Consider the following 17945-nt stretch of genomic DNA (forward strand, 5'->3'; position numbering starts at 1 on the left):
CAAAAAAACTCAATAATACTTTTATTCATTACAGACACCAGTTTCCGCATCATTAATTTTAACCTCTTTACTAGTATTACAAATGCTTTTTCGAAATTGCAAACTACTGAATACTACCTTATAACAACATGAACTATCATCTTCCTTATCAGGATTAAATATTAAACCCATAACAACAAAATATACCTCTCATTTCCTAAAACTATGAGATTTTTACTAAAATTTACTCACAGCATCTATTATCGCTCAAATACAGAATAATTTAAAGCTAAAAAAATTATTATAATACCTATTGCACTAACGATATTTAGCATATGTAACACCATAAAAAATAATTTAAACACTGGTACAAATATATATCTAATAAATTAGCTACATGACATTCTAAATAATCAAAATATGCTTGATGGATCAATTTACTTCTGCTAGTATTTTCAGTAAGAGTTATTTTTCAGTAGCAGGCCAGTCCCTGTATCCTTACAAGAATGTATTTCCTATTATTTACGAGTTCTGTTTTGCATTACAAATTCGCTGATTTTCTAATCTGCAAATCACAAAGATAAAAACATCTAACAATATTATTTAAATAATTTCACTATGAATTTTACAACAGCACCCTCCTACTATTTTAAGTACAACATATGAAAAACATTGATCCTGAATTAAAACAACATCTATCATCTGAAGTTCTGACTATTGCATACTGCTTACAAATTATTCTACAAAACAAAAAAATAATAGGGTTGACCAACTTTGATCAAAACTTAATCATAGATAACATAACCTATGAAACAACACCTGGGTTAAACATAGACATATTAAAATATGACGCTATTTCTGGTAATAGCACAAAAATAGAAACAACCATAAATAGCAACATAATAAAAGAAGAAGAAATATTATCTGGATTATATGATTTTGCTACAGTAAAAATATTTTTTGTAAATTATACAAACCTAACTCAAGGCAGTGCAATATTATTTCATGGAAACATTGATAAGATAATTCTAAACAATGATAAATTTACAGCAGAAGTTAAGAGCACATTTAACATTCTATCTAGAAACATAGGCGACCTTTTTTCATCTTCATGTCGAGCACAATTCTGTGATAATAAGTGCAAATTAAACAAAGAAGCATTTACTAATATACACAGTATTACTAGAGTAGTAAGTAATCAAGAATTTGAATGTATCAACTTAATAAACATTGATAACTACTATACATACGGATCAATTGTGTTCATTACAGGAAAAAACAGTAATTTAACACTAGAAATCCAAGTCCACAATAAATCATATATAAAACTTTACACCCCTACTCCATATAAAATCTCAATTAATGATAGATTCTCCATAGTTGCTGGTTGTGATAAAAGTTTTACTACATGTAGTAACAGATTTAACAATGGTAAAAATTTCCGGGGAGAACCACATATTCCTGAAATACATTTTTAAGTAATAAAAAATACAAAAGTAAGACACAATAAAGACAGTAATACAATTACTAACAACAAGAATTTTTAGAACAAAATTGTATGATCACACTACAATCAAACATTTAATATATTATCATTAAGAATACAAAACAAAATTTAAATTATTGCAATTCTTACTTTCTCACAATGCAATAAATCAATATGTAACACTAATTGAGCATTCACCTATACATTGCACATAATAATTAAAGAATACTATGCACTCATAAACACTTCCTTCAGCCAATTTTGAACTTTCTATAGGAGTTATATTTATGTCATTAATTATACTATCAACCATTGTCAATAGTGTTAAAGAATCCATAGAAAAATTCCTTTTAACAGAATTCAGCAATATTATTCATCAAGATACACAACATAATTTTTCAGATTCAAACATCCAAACTAAACATATACCAAAAATCAATCATTTAAAAATTCAAACATCCTCATATGGAAAAATGATTCCTATATTATATGGAAGTATGCGTATTGCAGGTAACATAATATGGATGGACAAAATCACAATCAATACAAACAAAGATATAACTGTTATAAACAATCCAAATAAAAAGTCTACAAGCCACAGTTCTATACAATATACATATCATACAAGTCTAGCTATAGCAATATGCACAGGACATGTTAAAAAAATCTCAAAAATATGGGTCAATTCACAACCATTAGATCTAGACACAATAACTTATAGATTTTACCAAGGTACAGAAGACCAAGAACCTGATCCACTAATATTAAAATTAATGGGGGATGCACCAGCATATCGTGGCTTATCATATATAGTAATAGAAGATTTTTTACTAACAGATCCAAAAATTCCTAACTTTACATTCGAAGTAACAGCACAATCTACTAATGCCTCTTATCAAGAACATATAACACAAAAAATCAAAAGTATACACATTATACCAGGCTCTGGAGAATTTGCATACGATACAAAAATACAAATGAAAATTTTTCAACAAAAAATTGGTAAACAGTACATTCCTTATGGAAAAGCACAACAAATTAATAACCACAGTAGACATCAAAAAGCAGATGCTTTAATTTCCCTAGATCAATTACAAGAAAGCCTTCCAAATGTACAGTGGATATCTGTTATTGTAAATTGGTACACAGATAGTTTAAATATTAAAGATTGCCATATTTACCCAGCCGTTGAGTTCAAATTTGATGCTACTACAACACCTGACAACTGGCATGTAGCAGAAATAAATAGAGAAACAGCAAGACAAATTTCTCAGGACAACATTATAGGCGGAACTATCAATGATAAATCTTTAATTAGATATATTAAAGAACTCAAAACACGAGGTTACAAAGTATTACTATATCCTACGATCATAGCAGATATTCAAGAAGATTCATGGATAGGCAATCTTACTGGAGACGCAGAATATATAAGCACATTTTTTAATGAGCAATATAACCCATTTATTAAGCATTATTGCAATTTAACTAAAGACATAATAGATGCTATTGTCATTGGTTCAAGTTTTATCGGTTTAACTAGAATAAAAAACCATCACAACCATTATCCAGCAGTAGATGAATTAATAAAGCTAGCAAGTTATGTAAAAAATCAAATGGGTAACAACATTATTGTAACATATGCAGCAGACTGGAGAGAATATCACTCTTACAACGGATATTACAATATGGACACACTATGGTCATCAAAAGACATTGATGTAGTAGGTATAAACGCATATTTTCCATTAACAGATATTCCTCAACCTATAGATGGATTTTCAGAACAAGACATAATCAATGGATGGTGTTCAGGAGAAGGATATGATTACTTCTATACTAATCCAGAAACAAAACAAGGTAAAATTCCATATACTGAAAATAACCACCAATATTCCTGGAAAAATATCAAGAAATGGTGGAGTCAATATCACATTAACCCAGACAATACCATCACCACTTGGATTCCAAAATTAAAAAAAATATGGTTTACTCAATATGGATTTCAAAGTATAGACAACTGTACAAGTCAACCTAGCGTATCCATAGATTATCAATACAATAAAAACCCAATCTTTTCAAAAGGACATGTAAACTTTCATGCACAAAAAGTTGCAATAAACGGTACCATCAAAACATGGGACAATTCTGATATAGTAGAACAAATGTTTCTTTGGGGATGGGATATAAGGCCTTATCCTCACTTCCCAGAACTAAAAAATACCTGGAAAGATGCAAAAAATTGGCAAACCGGCTATTGGATACAAGAAAAATTATCCTTGCTCGAAATCTCTCACATAATCTACGATTTACTAAAAAGCACAGGGCTACAAAATAATCAAATCAAAATACAAAACCTACACAATGAAATAGATGGATATATAATTACTGAAAGACAATCTACAAAATCCATATTAAATGTACTAAAAGATTTATATAACTTTGAAATAGTCGAGCAAGATAATACGTTAGCTGTTATTCAAGAAAATCAACTGCTTCTATACAATATTTCATCAAATGATATTCTATCCAACGATAAAAACAATAGTCAGAAGATTATCAAAACAAAAGCATCAAATTTAGTTCATAGCATTAACTTCATGTATATTAACAAAAATCATGAATATAATGTAAGTTCACAACGTGTCAGAATCCCTAACTTTGAAAATTCAACAATACAAGACATTCAAGTACCAATCGTTTTAAGCGATAATCAAGCAAAGACTATAGCTGAAAATATTCTAAATAAAAAATCAAACAATAAGTATAATTTTTATCTTACATTACCAATAAAATATGTTTGGCTTAATACTAATGATATAATTCAAGTAGAATATAATCATGTTTTATACAAAATAAAAATTATAAATATCTACTTAGAAAATATCTCAATCAGTATAGAAGGAGTACTTTACAATAGTTCATTAACTACTCAACATCTTATTCCTGACAATGATTTTAACAGTTACTCTGATAAATATATTATAGAAAACCCAATACATATATTTGACTTTCCATGTATTCACAACATAGACAATATTCTATACTTCGCAATCACCAGAATTAAATCAGTCTGGGAAGGAAGTATTCTATACTCATATGAAGATCAAGATGAACACTACAAAAACGTTTTATCTATAGATACAGAAGCAACTACTGGAATTACTATTAGTAATTTAGGCATTGGTCCAATTGCTATACCGGATCAAACAAATAAAATAACAATTTTCCTCAAGACAGGACAATTACATTCAATCAAATCCTTATTTATGGATAACAGTAGCAACCTAGCATTAATCGGAGATGAAATAATTCAATTTCAAAACGTTAAACAAATCAGAGAAAATATATACCAACTAAGTTATATGCTTAGGGGAAGATTTGGTACAGAAAGACACATTGATCAACATCACAAAAAAGAACTTTTTACATTACTAGATAATCTTCCTTATCTCAAAATTAACCAATCACTAATAAATAAATCCTTAATATATAAGGTAGTACTTAAAAAATCTACATCTTATGCTAAACAATCAACATACACATATTACGCAAATAACTTAAAACCATTACCTGTTACACATGTCAAAGGCAATCGTGATATATACAACAATCTAACAGTCAACTGGGTAAGAAGAGCACGCATTAATGGAGAATGGAACGATAATACTGACACACCTATAGACGAAAAATTCGAAAGCTATGATATTGAGATTTCAGACAACCAGAATATAGTAAAACGTACAATTACAGTCAAAGACAGTACAACATTTGTATATTCTGCCCAACAACAGAAAATAGATTTTAATTCAATACAAGAGAAAATAAATGTGACAATATACCAAAACTCTTACATCATAGGAAGAGGGATAGCTTATAAAACTACTTTGTAAATGCAAAAAAATTATAGTGTAGATAACTTATACAAATCCCATGTTTTTAAACAAAATAAAAAGTGCTAAAAATACCTATAGTTTATCAAACTTACCAACATTCATTCTGAAATTCTATTATAATATCATGATTCTAAGTACTACGTAAAAACTTTATACATTTCAAGTAATAAGTCTTAATCTACAACAATATCTACTCATATACAAAACTAATATTTTCAATAACTTAAAGCATTAATAAGGGAAATTATTTATTAGATTAAACTCTTAATATAACCTGTCTTACAATTATAACTGCGATCAATATAAACATTGAATACATAACTGTACTCACTTTTTATAAATATTCAATAACTTAACATAATAAAAATTATTGTATTAGTTCATTAATCATTATATTCTTAACAGAGTAAAAGCAGTTATTTAGAGTTAATGCAAGGTTTATACATCAAGTCATATGGCTGTCAAATGAACGTTTATGACTCTCTAATCATGGAAAATATAATAAAACCCCTTGGATTCACTGTAGTGAATGAGCCATCTGAAGCAAATATTGTAATATTAAATACGTGTCATATTAGAGAGAAAGCTTCTGAAAAGCTATATTCAGAGCTAGGTAAAATGAGAAAAATACAAGAAACAAAAGACTTAACTATAGTAGTTGCTGGATGTGTAGCACAAGCTGAAGGAGAACAAATATTTGCAAGAGCTCCATTTGTTGATATAGTGGTAGGTCCTCAAAGTATACATACACTTCCCGAACTTATTATAAAAGCTCGTAGGATGAAAAAACAAGTTATCAATATTGATTTCCCTATAATTTCAAAATTTGATGCAATACCAGTAGAAGAGTACACAAAAAATCAAGAAGTTTCTGCTTTTATTTCAGTACAAGAAGGATGTAATAAGTTTTGTACATTCTGTGTAGTACCTTATACACGTGGTGAAGAATACTCAAGAACTGTAGAAGCAATATTTAACGAAGCACTTGTTTTATCAGATTCTGGAGTAAAGGAAATAACCCTAATTGGACAGAATGTAAATGCATACCACGGAACATATAAAGGATGTGAATGGGATTTAGGAAAATTAATTCAGTATCTTGCAAAAATACCAAATATAGAACGTATAAGATATACCACATCACATCCACGTGACATGCACCAATCTCTATATGAAGCACATAGATCTGAGACAAAACTAATGCCATTCGTTCACCTACCAATACAATCAGGCTCAGATAGAATACTAAAAAAAATGAATAGAAAACATACTGCTGAAGAATATATAGATATTATCAATAATTTAAGAAAACAACGCCCTGACATTGCTTTTTCATCTGATTTCATAGTTGGATTTCCAGGAGAAACAGAAGAAGATTTTGAACATACAATGAAATTAGTACAAGAAGTAAACTTTTCACAGGCATATAGTTTTAAATATAGTCCAAGACCAGGGACACCTAGTGCAGAATACCCAAATCAAATACCAGAAGAAATAAAATCTCAGCGTATTTTTAGATTACAAGAATTATTAAGAGAACAGCAGCTTGCTTTTAATAGAAACATGATTGGTCAAACTTGTTCTGTATTGTTTAATAATAAGAAAGGAAAATTTGATAATCAAATAATAGGTAAAACTGAATATATGCAATCCTGCTACATTAACACAGATAATACCAATCAATTTTATAATAGTATATTACCTATTAAAATAATAGACGCTTATCAAAATAGCGTAACCGGCATAGTTGTTAATTGATAAAATGCAATGCTTTTGCCGTAAATATAATTTTAACATCTAAAACTTTCTAAGATACATTCATAATAGTTTCTCAACAATGCTTATCTATTAAGTAATAACATCAACAAATAAATGAGATATTCACATTACCAATATAGATTTCATACACAAAAAAATTCCTTAAGATACACCAAAATTCTATAATATCAGGTACATGCAATAACATTCTTAAGATATACATAAACTACAACAGTATATTATAAAAAACAGATATCCATCTAACATTTAGATTTACTAATTGTGAAGACAACATGGATTTTGCATACTAACCGTACTAAAAATTCCCCATTACATAATACAAAATTTACCAAGAATCAAAGTAGCTTCTCATACCCTATAACACATACTATTAAATTTTGAAATACATTATACTAACCAACATATCATAAAGTTTCCACATTGGACAACAAACGAGAAAGGACAAATCTGGAAAGTTATATATGCATTTATATCAACATATACAAATAGTTTATCAATATTCTAACGCATTATATACTAAAAAAATACCTCAGAAAAATTACAAAACCCTAATCCTACAGAAAGTATCACGACAAAAAAATAACAAAATAAACGATAGAAAAATAAGCACTGGCATAAAAAAGCTTATGTGTATTATATCATATTTATTTTGATATTCCAAAGCAAGTCCAATTAAAAACATAATGACACCACCTACAATACACATCAGTCCATTAATAAGTGAACAAACAGTCCCTACTTTATCTTTATCCACAACATCTGTACCAATAGAAAAATTCAACATATGTCCACCAGATGCACATCCAAATATAAATACTAAAAAACACAAAAAGTATAAATTACTACTATATAATAACAAACTAAGACTAATACATTGTAACAAACAAAAACCCATAAGCACATGTTTTCTATTTTCCAATATATTAGAAATTGCATTTACTAAAGGACAACCTATAGCAAAACCTATCCATATAACAGAATGTATAACACCAGCATAATAGCCACTCAAATTCATAGCCATTAATAATTTTTGTCCCCACAATATAGCTATTGATAAGAAAACTCCAAACATAGAACTACCAACTACCGTAAATAACCATATGTTTCTTACCTGTAGTATTTCAACAATATGTTTAAACACTTGTAATAATAATTTTATGATATTTGTATTCCCACTTTTTACTAGATATGTTGACTTCGTACTATTTTTTAGAAACAACGTAAAAATGAGTATAATAATTTCAGCATATTCTATATACCTAATGATATCTCTCCAAGATAACCCTGACAAAGTCAAATATGTATAGATATATTCCATTAATAAAGAAGATAAACTATACACTGTTTGAACTAGTCCAAACATAATCCCTGACTTTAAAGGGGAAAAAAACTTATAACTAATATAACCTGCACCTACAAAGCCAAAAGATGCCCCTAATGCTAAAAAAATCTGCGATACAAAAAAACAAATAGTATAATCAGCATGAGCAAATAAAAAAGTTCCTATAGATGTTAATATAACAGATATTGATAGTACTTTTTTTTCATTATAACAATCTAATATTGAACCAGTAAATAGCTGAAAAATGGAAAAACACCACATATGAATTGATGCCGCTAATGCAGTTTGTGCAACATTTAAATTTAAATCTTCACCTACATATGAATTTACTATAGCATAAGCTATTTGAAAATTACTCCCACAAATAAGTACTAATACCCCTATAATCCAATTTAAAATAGGATAAAAACACATTTACATTATCTTCATAAATTATTAACAAAAATTTTCTAGAACTACTTATAAATCCAAACATAACTTTTAGCGTAGTAATTATAATATTAACCAAGTTAAACACATTATAAAATTACGATACGCCAACTAATGCTCACTACTTAATATCAATTTTACAAGATTCAGTATCTAATAAGTTTTAAGATTACTTTAACCTGATACAAAATACTTAATCAATTTATATTATTGAACATACAATTTATAATCATTTTAGATCTATAAACCCTATATTAATTTATACCTAATAACAACAACTATCCTATAATTAGCTTGATAATTAAACCAAGTACTATTAATGCCCATATAACATCTCTACTAATACTTGTTTTTGCTTTACTTAGCTCTTGATAGTTATTTATTAAATCTAAACTTTTATCAACTTTTTTCATAAATAAAGGAACATCATGTATAGCTTGACACAAGTAAGATCTTTTTAATTTTTGAATATATTTATTTTTTTCAATAGCATACTTTTCCATCCATAATTCCGCTATTTTCCACATATTAACTTCAGGACACAATTGCCTACATACACCTTCTATCAATACTGTAGTTTTTTGTAATAGAAAAAGTTGGGGTTGCAATTTCATATTAAAATCAGCAGTAACTTTAAATAATTGAGTTAATAATGCTGAAATAGATATATTTTCCGTATTTTTACCAACTATAGGTTCACCTATAGCACAACAAGCTGTAACAAAATTACTATATTTTGCATCAACATATCCAGCTCTATAATGGATATCAGCAACATATTGATAATCTCTTTTTAAGAAACCTACAAGTATCTCTGTAACATACATACATGTAGCTTTATCTAACCTCCCCACAATTCCAAAATCTATAATTACAACTCTTCCCTTTGCATCTACCATAAGATTTCCTGGATGCATATCTGCATGAAAAAATCTATCTCTATACACTTGATTACAAAAACAAAAGATTAAATTTTCCACTAGTGCTTTACAATTCTCTGACTTGTAAACATTATATATTGGTACAGCATCTATCCATTCTAATGTCAATACACGTCTTGTAGTCCTAGTCCAATCTACTTCTGGTACATAACATCCCTTATCACTCTGAATATTAGATCTCAACTCCTCAGCATTTGCTGCTTCAAAACGCAAATCTATTTCCATTTTACATATCTCATGAAATGTTTGTACAAGCTGTAATAATTGAAATCGTTGCAGACTTTGAAAGTTTTGTGCTACCCTTGCAAGCCAAAACATTAATTTAATATCCCGTTCAAAAATTTTTTCAATGCGTGGTCTCAAAACCTTCACAGCCCTTACATTGCCATTAATATCTTTAGCCTTATGTACCTGTGCAATAGATGCAGCAGCAATAGGGTTCTGCTCAAATTCACAAAACACTTCATTTATCTTACACTTAAAATCCTCCTCTACAATTTTTACAACATCTACATAAGGAAAAGCTGGTAATTTATCACATAAACAGAGCAGATGACTTGCAATTTCTTCCCCAATAATATCAGTCCTAGAAGATATAGATTGACCAAATTTAATAAAAATTGGGCCAAGTTTTTGCATAGCCATTGCAATCTTCTCTCCTCGAGATTTTTTCCTAATTGATCTTTTAGCAAAAAGATAGGTATAAGGTAATATGTTATACCTTACTAAAACACTTAATATATTCAGTAAAGAAATTATATTAGAGAAGGTACTAAGCATAAGATGAAAACATTTTTAAGAACTTTTCATTTTTTACAATCTCACTTGGAGATCCTTCACAATAAATACTCCTATTAATACATATAACACGATAAGAATTTGACATTACAAAATGTAAATCATGAGAAGTCATAATTACACTTAAATTATATATAGAAATCAATTTGTTGATCAATTTGTAAAAGCTATCTTTTGCATTAACATCCATACAACTCACTGGTTCATCTAGAATAATTATATCAGGATTTAACATCAAACATCTTGCAAGTAAAACTAATTGTAATTCCCCATGAGATATCTCCGACATTTGCCGATCTAATATTTTTTCAATATTAATGTCTTTTAATACATCACTTAACTTCAATTTTCTTTTGCTCTTTGTATAACTAGAATTTAAAAAATATTTTACTGTCATTGGAATAAGAGAATTCACACTAAAATGTTGTGGCAAATATCCTATAATAAAATTTTTTGCATATTTTATAACTCCTATATAATTTCTGTATATCCCAACCAGAATACGAATTAATGTTGTCTTTCCTCCTCCGTTTGGACCTAAAATTGTAACAATTTCACCAAATTTTACTTGGAAGCTAATATCATCTATAACTTTTTCTTTAGAATAAAAAAATGAAAGATTTTCAACATTTATAATATAGTTATTGACGTACTTTTTATCATATGCAAGAATTTCACTTTTATTTAATAACTTATGAAACATACAATCCTTCTCTTGCTCTTTTATATATTATTACATCCTACTATAGGATATTCTGTACCAAGAATTATAGCAACTATAAACCCAATATATTCACTAGTTAATGCAGTCACTAATGGTATAACAAAGCCAGTTCTTTTAATCAATGAACCAGTATCAATACATGATTACATGTTAAAACCATCTGACAAAAGGAAATTAAAGGATAGTGATATAATATTTTACGTAGATGATCACCTTGAAACTTTTATAAACAAAATACAAAACAAAACGTTAGTCAAACTCTCAGAGGTAATAGAATTATTACCATCAAGATACGATTCTAACTTTTCTTATAAAATTCACACAACATCAAATGATCTACACATTTGGTTAAGCCCAGAAAATGCAAAAAATATAGTCAATCAAATAAAAACGGTTTTATGTAATGCAGATCCAGAAAATGCAGAAAAGTATTCCAATAATGCAAACTTAGCATTGACACAAATTACAAAACAAACAGAAAAGATAAAAAGTACCCTAAGCTCTGTCAAGACAAAGCCTTACATAGTTACACATGATGCATATCAATATTTTGAAAAATACTTCGGATTAAATTTTATAGCAGCTCTTTCTTCAAGCCATGATACAAATATCAGCGTAAAAAGGCTAATGCATATCAAAAAAATTATTACTCAACACAAAATAAAATGTATTTTTTCTGAATCTTCAAATGATAAAGTCAAGAATTTATTTCTAAAATACCAAGTAAAATTTCAAATACTTGACCCCATAGGCAACACCCTAGCAGCAAAAGATAATGCATATTTTGACATTATGCAAAATATTGCCAATAACTTTCTACAGTGTCTATCAGAGGAATAACACCACATAACGCATCTAATATAATAAGCTTCTATAGACTACTGAAGATACACATAAGAACATATTGTATAATATATATAAAAAGGGTATATTTACAGACTCAAACCACTATGTTAAGTCCATATTCTCTCCATGGTAAAACTCTTATAGTCCTCCTTCAATTATCTACCAGAAATAAATATCAGTTATATAAAACACTTCCAGTGATGACTAAAAAGTCCATAAGTATCTTATTACATAATATAATAAATTATTAAGATATAATATATCGAGATGATAAAGCTGCACTTAAAGTCCCTTCGTCTAAATAATCTATTTCTCCTCCCATAGGTATACCACAAGCTAATCTAGTTACCTTAATCCCTAGTTCCTTAACCATTTGAGTTATATAATGAGTAGTAACCTGTCCATCCATAGTATTTCCTATCCCTATAATCACTTCTTGTACATTAAATTTTTTTATTCTTTCTACAATACTATCCAAATTCAATTGATCAGGTCCTATCCCATAAATTGCAGACAAAGTCCCTCCTAATACATGGTACACACCTTGATATATTTTTCCTTTTTCAAATGCCCATAAATCTCCTAGTTCTTCTACTATACATAACAACTGATGATCACGTTTAGTATCAGAACAAATGCTACATGGTGACTTAACATCTATATTAAAACATACAGGACACTCCTTAGCCTGAAACGCTAAATCCTGAATTCCTGATGCTAAAGGCAACATAATTTCTTCTTTGTTACGAAGTAAATGAAGTACAATTCTTCTAGAAGAAGATGGCCCAAAACTAGGAAGTTTTGCAAACATAGCAATTAACTTATTAATATCCACACCACCTCCTTAACAATTGATAAGCTAAACAACATCATATAACACAAAATGCCCATATGGTATTTACAATCAACTATCTAACTCAAAAAAACCTACAATGTAACAATGTACTTTTTATTATAAAATAATAAACAAGCTATCATCTATACAAAAAGTTAAAGAATATCAAAATTTATGTGACAAACTATATTAGAAAAACCTAACATACAACATCACAAAAAAACTTTATACACCTAGCTAACGGTTTGGTTCGTCTTCCGTTGATGCAAACTTATTATCTTTCAATTCTTGTTTTAGATTACGAATACCTTTGCCTAAGTCACTCATAACCTCTGGTAATCTGCCTGCACCAAACAATACTAAAATTATTATTAAAATTAAAAAAATTTGCCATGGACCTAAAGTCATAATAGAACTCCTATAAAATATAAAACTATACCTTAAATAATAAAATTTTATTTAAGTCAAGCAAGATAAATATAGTATCACCAACTTGTGGTAAAACTACATTAGCAAACCTCATCCAACACAAACAATCACCTACACAAACACAGATCATATTATTAAAAAATTTTATCTGTTTTACTACAGCTTTTACTCCTTTATCTGAATCAGAAATTATTGCCTCAGGTCTTATACAAACTACTACTTTTTCTCCATTAGTAAAAGATTGTGCTGGTATTTTCCCTATCGGTAATTCTATACAAGAATCCTTCACTGTACAAACAAAACGATTAATCTCACCGAAAAACTGTGCTAACATATGATCTTTGGGACTATAATATATCTCATATGGGGTACCATGCTGAACTATATATCCATCACGCATAACATATATTATATCTGCAACTTCTAATGCTTCCTCCGGATCATGAGTAACAAGTAATACAGTAATTCCCTTAGCTTTTAATAATGATAACACATGCCTTCTAATATTAATCCGTAATGCTGTATCAAGACTAGAAAATGGTTCATCTAACAATATCACTTCTGGTTTCTGAGCAATTGCTCTAGCAATTGTAATTAACTGTTGTTGTCCTCCAGAAAGCATATCAGGATACATATCTTTATATGCTACCATATTAATAGATTTTAATATATCTAGTGCAACATTAAACTTCTGTATTTTAGGCAAATTTCTAACAGCAAACATTACATTTTCAATAACAGTCTGATGTGGAAATAAAGAAGGATGCTGAAATATTAAGCCAACATTACGTTCTTCAGTTGGCATACAAAAGTTACTGCTAGCTAAAATTTTATTATTTATATATATGGAACCACAATGTAAATTCTCCAACCCAGCAATTAACTTTAGTATTGTAGACTTACCACACCCAGAAGGGCCAAGAAGACAAATAACTTCTCCTTGTTTACAACTCATACTAATATTATGCAATAAAAATTGACCTTTTTTATATTTATAACAGACATTGTTTAACTGTAAACCTACCATTAATAGACCTTTAACAAGCTTAATGCCATATAGAATGAATTATTCAGCTGTAACTCACATAGATATGAGTACATTTCATAAAATAAACGTCAATACTTCATTTAGATGTTAATCTTTTTTTACTTTCGATGCAAGTAATACAAAAGTACTATATTGCAACATATTTTACTAAAATCTCTTTAGTACTTATAATTAATTACTATTAAAAAATTATTAGCCAATAAAATTAATGATTTTATACCATATAAGTGTATACTGAAAAAAACAGTAAGATTAGTTATTATCCATACAACATTTGAGGAACGTCATGTTTAGATTCATAGTCACAATTTTACTAACATTATTTATCAATACAAAGTGCTACTCTGCAAATCTTTCAAATCGAGTTAACATGAAACTATCTATAGGATCATTAGACATGAAAACCAAAAAAATTGAAGCAGCTCTTCAAGTGACAATACAAAATGGTTGGCATATTTATTACAAAACACCTGGAGATCTTGGTTTACCAACAGCTTTTCAATGGCAAGACAACACATTTAAGAGCATACATGTACATTGGCCCAAACCATTAGAACATACAGATACTGTAGGTGACAACACATTTCATAGTAATATCTATAAAGATATTGTAATATTTCCCATATCATTAGTACTCAAAGATAACAAACAAAAAGAATTAAATACCACTTTACGCATTAGATATGCTGTATGCAAAGACGTATGTATACCTAGAGAAAAGGTAATTATATTGAACCAACTTTTACAGGATTATCAAAACCAACAAACTATGCAGTTAATTAACTTCTGGAAAACTAAATAAGTTTTTAATTACTAAGAACACACGTGCTTGAGTTTCTAGGTTATTACTATTTAACTACCTATTTAAAAAAATAAAACACCCGATCACAGGTTTATAGTCCTTAGTTATCTAAACTCTAATTAGAAATGTAATACAAAAACTATAAAGACTCAGTTTTTAATGACCAAGAACACACGTGCTCGAGTTTCCAGGTTATTACTATTTAACTACCTATTTAAAAAAATAAAACACCCGATCATAGATTGATAGTCCTTAGTTATCTAAACCCTAATCAGGAATGTAATATAAAAACTATAAAATTTAGTTTTTAATGACCAAGAACGCACGTGCTCGAGTTTCCAGGTTATTACTATTTAACTACCTATTAAAAAAATAAAACACCCGATCATAGATTGATAGTCCTTAGTTATCTAAACCCTAATCAGGAATGTAATATAAAAACTATAAAATTTAGTTTTTAATGACCAAGAACGCACGTGCTCGAGTTTCCAGGTTATTACTATTTAACTACCTATTTAAAAAAATAAAACACCCGATCATAGATTGATAGTCCTTAGTTATCTAAACCCTAATCAGGAATGTAATATAAAAACTATAAAATTTAGTTTTTAATGACCAAGAACGCACGTGCTCGAGTTTCTAGGCTATTACTATTTAACTACCTATTTGAAAAATAAAGCACTTGATCATAGACTGATAGTCTTTACTTGTCTGAACTTTAATCAGGAATGTAATATAAAAACTATAAAGATTCAGAATTACATTGCTAGTAAATATAATAAATAATTACCGTAGTAAATTCTATATACAAAAGAATAGATATATATTAAAAACACAACCATAATTATTAATTTTAATATTAACAGGTTATCTATCTGTAATTCTATAAGATAAGTCTAAAAATATTACATTGCACAAGGTTACCAAGTCTGTTATAAATTAAACCATTCGTATGCATGAAATTTACTATGGATACATTGTATCATTTTCCACTATGTCCTTTTTCCAGAAAAGTACGCATCTTTCTCAAAGAAAAAAAATTTAACTTTCATCAGATAGAAGAAAACCCCTGGAAAAAACGTGAAGAGTTTATAAAAATCAACCCTGTATGTCAGGTCCCCGTATTAATCAGTGGACAACATGTGATTGCAGATAGCCAAGCAATTTGTGAATACATTGAAGAATTATATGATAGTATATCACTACTTGGGAATTCACTATACATAAGGTCAACAGTGCGCAAGTTAATATACTGGATTGACTATAAATTTTATCATGAAATTACAAGATATATCATAAATGAAAAAGTATCAAAGTATTATATAAAAAATGCTAGTCCAGATTCTAGGTTTATCCAAGCAGCAAGACAAAATTTATTGCCTCATATAAGGTACATAGAAAGATTACTCAATAATAATAGTTGGATTGCTTGCAATGAATTTACTTTAGCAGATATAACATTAGCTGCACACATATCAGTTTTAGATTTCATGAATATTTTTCCATGGCATTCAACAGCCATATTAAAAGAATGGTATTCCGTAATAAAGTCTAAACCATCATTTAGCGATATATTAAATGACAAAGTAATAGGTATAACACCTCCTGTACATTACAATCAACTGGATTTCTAAACTATGCTTTTCTTATTTTTTAACTAGGTGAAGTACACTAGGTATTAATAAAAATATTATAAATTTATGCAATTACAAAATAAAATGTATAACATACAATAGTCTGTAATTTTATAAGCACTATAAAACTTTATTAATATGAAACTAAACCTATCTAATATAAATCTACCAAACGGATATACTTTAGAACATCACAAAATTTTATATAGTACAAATTACGAAGCAATCAAACTTGCAGAATGCGGAGCTGAAGATGGTACAATAATCATATCCGATAAACAAATTAAAGGTAGAGGAAGATATGAGCGCACATGGTACTCCCCCACAGGCAATTTATATTTCAGTATTATTATAACAAAATTCAAAGAAACGTTCCCTTTACCATTTATTGCAGCATTATCTGTTGGAAAAACACTGGAAGAAATATTAATAAATAACAACAACACAACATCAAAAGTAGAATATAAATGGCCCAATGATATATTAGTAAATAGTAAAAAAATATCAGGTATATTGTTAGAAAGTAAAACATTGAATAACACACTACAAAAATGGATAGTAGTCGGCATAGGCATCAATATGTATAAAGCACCAACATATGCAACAACAATCAAGGAGCATAATCAAAATTTCACCCTATCTAACTTAGAATTACTGGAAAAAGTAATAAATAATTTTTACAACTTCAGAAAGCATTATATTTATCACGGGTTTGCAGATATAAGGAACCTATGGCTCAAACAAACATGTCATTTAAACAGAGAAATAACTGTTAAAAGCTACAAACACACTTACACTGGTCAATTCATTACAATAGATACACAAGGTAACATGTTAATGAAACAAAACGATAAAACAATATGCATCACCTCAGGAGAAATATTTAATATCTAAACCTAGATGATTTATAACAATCTAATAATAAGACATATGTAACACACCATTTATAATATAAAAAACGCTAAGCTAGTTATACT

Annotated in this window: 14 protein-coding genes; 7 read left to right on the forward strand and 7 right to left on the reverse strand. The window is 28.6% G+C overall.

All coding sequences use genetic code 11. The features are described from left to right. Positions 1-21: 21 nt before the first annotated feature. Positions 22-171, reverse strand: coding sequence for a hypothetical protein (locus tag ECH_RS04965; protein ID WP_011452839.1), 150 nt, complete (start codon positions 169-171; stop codon positions 22-24). A 470-nt stretch (positions 172-641) separates the two neighbouring features. Between ECH_RS04965 and ECH_RS03450 the strand changes: the two genes are divergently transcribed. The 3 genes from ECH_RS03450 (at position 642) to miaB (ending at position 7119) form a co-directional block, all read left to right on the forward strand. Then, positions 642-1457 (forward strand): DUF2163 domain-containing protein, encoded by an 816-nt coding sequence (locus tag ECH_RS03450; RefSeq protein WP_006009759.1) that lies wholly within the window; start codon positions 642-644, stop codon positions 1455-1457. Positions 1458-1752: 295 nt separating this feature from the next. Beyond that, entirely contained in the window at positions 1753-5358 is a 3606-nt protein-coding gene (locus ECH_RS03455; RefSeq protein WP_011452840.1) for a baseplate megatron protein TIM-barrel domain-containing protein, read from the forward strand. Positions 5359-5790: 432 nt separating this feature from the next. Then, on the forward strand, positions 5791-7119 hold the full coding sequence (miaB, locus tag ECH_RS03460) for a tRNA (N6-isopentenyl adenosine(37)-C2)-methylthiotransferase MiaB (RefSeq protein ID WP_011452841.1): 1329 nt from the start codon (positions 5791-5793) through the stop codon (positions 7117-7119). 559 nt (positions 7120-7678) lie between these two features. Here miaB and ECH_RS03465 read toward each other — a convergent pair. From ECH_RS03465 to ECH_RS03475, 3 genes are all read right to left on the reverse strand, one after another. Beyond that, complete coding sequence (locus tag ECH_RS03465; RefSeq protein WP_006009746.1) at positions 7679-8896, reverse strand: MFS transporter; 1218 nt, start codon at positions 8894-8896, stop codon at positions 7679-7681. Between the two features lie 293 nt (positions 8897-9189). Next, entirely contained in the window at positions 9190-10632 is a 1443-nt protein-coding gene (ubiB, locus tag ECH_RS03470) for a 2-polyprenylphenol 6-hydroxylase (protein ID WP_011452843.1), read from the reverse strand. After that, on the reverse strand, positions 10625-11353 hold the full coding sequence (locus tag ECH_RS03475) for a metal ABC transporter ATP-binding protein (protein WP_011452844.1): 729 nt from the start codon (positions 11351-11353) through the stop codon (positions 10625-10627). The genes ubiB and ECH_RS03475 overlap by 8 nt, the downstream gene beginning before the upstream one ends. Here ECH_RS03475 and ECH_RS03480 point away from each other — a divergent pair. Next, a complete protein-coding gene (locus ECH_RS03480) occupies positions 11345-12214 on the forward strand; it encodes a zinc ABC transporter substrate-binding protein (protein WP_044147728.1) in 870 nt (289 codons plus the stop codon). The genes ECH_RS03475 and ECH_RS03480 overlap by 9 nt on opposite strands. Before the next feature lie 253 nt (positions 12215-12467). Here ECH_RS03480 and recR read toward each other — a convergent pair whose 3' ends face one another. The 3 genes from recR to ECH_RS03495 form a co-directional block, all read right to left on the reverse strand. Next, positions 12468-13055 carry a recombination mediator RecR gene (gene recR, locus ECH_RS03485; RefSeq protein WP_011452846.1) on the reverse strand — a complete coding sequence of 196 codons (588 nt, stop codon included), beginning with the start codon at positions 13053-13055 and terminating at the stop codon, positions 12468-12470. A 237-nt stretch (positions 13056-13292) separates the two neighbouring features. Continuing rightward, positions 13293-13463 (reverse strand): twin-arginine translocase TatA, encoded by a 171-nt coding sequence (gene tatA / locus ECH_RS03490; RefSeq protein ID WP_011452847.1) that lies wholly within the window; start codon positions 13461-13463, stop codon positions 13293-13295. A gap of 25 nt (positions 13464-13488) precedes the next feature. Further along, positions 13489-14511 carry an ABC transporter ATP-binding protein gene (locus ECH_RS03495; RefSeq protein WP_011452848.1) on the reverse strand — a complete coding sequence of 341 codons (1023 nt, stop codon included), beginning with the start codon at positions 14509-14511 and terminating at the stop codon, positions 13489-13491. A gap of 418 nt (positions 14512-14929) precedes the next feature. Here ECH_RS03495 and ECH_RS03500 point away from each other — a divergent pair, with 418 nt between their 5' ends. The 3 genes from ECH_RS03500 to ECH_RS03510 all read left to right on the forward strand — a co-directional run bounded on the left by ECH_RS03500 (position 14930) and on the right by ECH_RS03510 (position 17862). Next, complete coding sequence (locus ECH_RS03500; protein WP_226988393.1) at positions 14930-15334, forward strand: protein-disulfide reductase DsbD domain-containing protein; 405 nt, start codon at positions 14930-14932, stop codon at positions 15332-15334. Between the two features lie 956 nt (positions 15335-16290). Continuing rightward, on the forward strand, positions 16291-16968 hold the full coding sequence (locus ECH_RS03505) for a glutathione S-transferase family protein (protein ID WP_080502268.1): 678 nt from the start codon (positions 16291-16293) through the stop codon (positions 16966-16968). Between the two features lie 138 nt (positions 16969-17106). Then, positions 17107-17862, forward strand: a complete 756-nt coding sequence (locus ECH_RS03510) for a biotin--[acetyl-CoA-carboxylase] ligase (RefSeq protein ID WP_011452851.1) — start codon at positions 17107-17109, stop codon at positions 17860-17862. Positions 17863-17945 lie beyond the last annotated feature (83 nt).

The sequence above is a fragment of the Ehrlichia chaffeensis str. Arkansas genome (assembly GCF_000013145.1).
Classification (GTDB): domain Bacteria; phylum Pseudomonadota; class Alphaproteobacteria; order Rickettsiales; family Anaplasmataceae; genus Ehrlichia; species Ehrlichia chaffeensis.

Bases quoted from the DNA above. Each gene is read 5' to 3' on its own strand.
- ECH_RS04965 (WP_011452839.1), bottom strand. From the start codon at position 171: ATGGGTTTAATATTTAATCCTGATAAGGAAGATGATAGTTCATGTTGT.
- ECH_RS03450 (WP_006009759.1), top strand. From the start codon at position 642: ATGAAAAACATTGATCCTGAATTAAAACAACATCTATCATCTGAAGTT.
- ECH_RS03455 (WP_011452840.1), top strand. From the start codon at position 1,753: ATGTCATTAATTATACTATCAACCATTGTCAATAGTGTTAAAGAATCC.
- miaB (WP_011452841.1), top strand. From the start codon at position 5,791: ATGCAAGGTTTATACATCAAGTCATATGGCTGTCAAATGAACGTTTAT.
- ECH_RS03465 (WP_006009746.1), bottom strand. From the start codon at position 8,896: ATGTGTTTTTATCCTATTTTAAATTGGATTATAGGGGTATTAGTACTT.
- ubiB (WP_011452843.1), bottom strand. From the start codon at position 10,632: ATGCTTAGTACCTTCTCTAATATAATTTCTTTACTGAATATATTAAGT.
- ECH_RS03480 (WP_044147728.1), top strand. From the start codon at position 11,345: ATGAAACATACAATCCTTCTCTTGCTCTTTTATATATTATTACATCCT.
- ECH_RS03475 (WP_011452844.1), bottom strand. From the start codon at position 11,353: ATGTTTCATAAGTTATTAAATAAAAGTGAAATTCTTGCATATGATAAA.
- tatA (WP_011452847.1), bottom strand. From the start codon at position 13,463: ATGACTTTAGGTCCATGGCAAATTTTTTTAATTTTAATAATAATTTTA.
- ECH_RS03495 (WP_011452848.1), bottom strand. From the start codon at position 14,511: ATGGTAGGTTTACAGTTAAACAATGTCTGTTATAAATATAAAAAAGGT.
- ECH_RS03500 (WP_226988393.1), top strand. From the start codon at position 14,930: ATGAAAACCAAAAAAATTGAAGCAGCTCTTCAAGTGACAATACAAAAT.
- ECH_RS03505 (WP_080502268.1), top strand. From the start codon at position 16,291: ATGAAATTTACTATGGATACATTGTATCATTTTCCACTATGTCCTTTT.
- ECH_RS03510 (WP_011452851.1), top strand. From the start codon at position 17,107: ATGAAACTAAACCTATCTAATATAAATCTACCAAACGGATATACTTTA.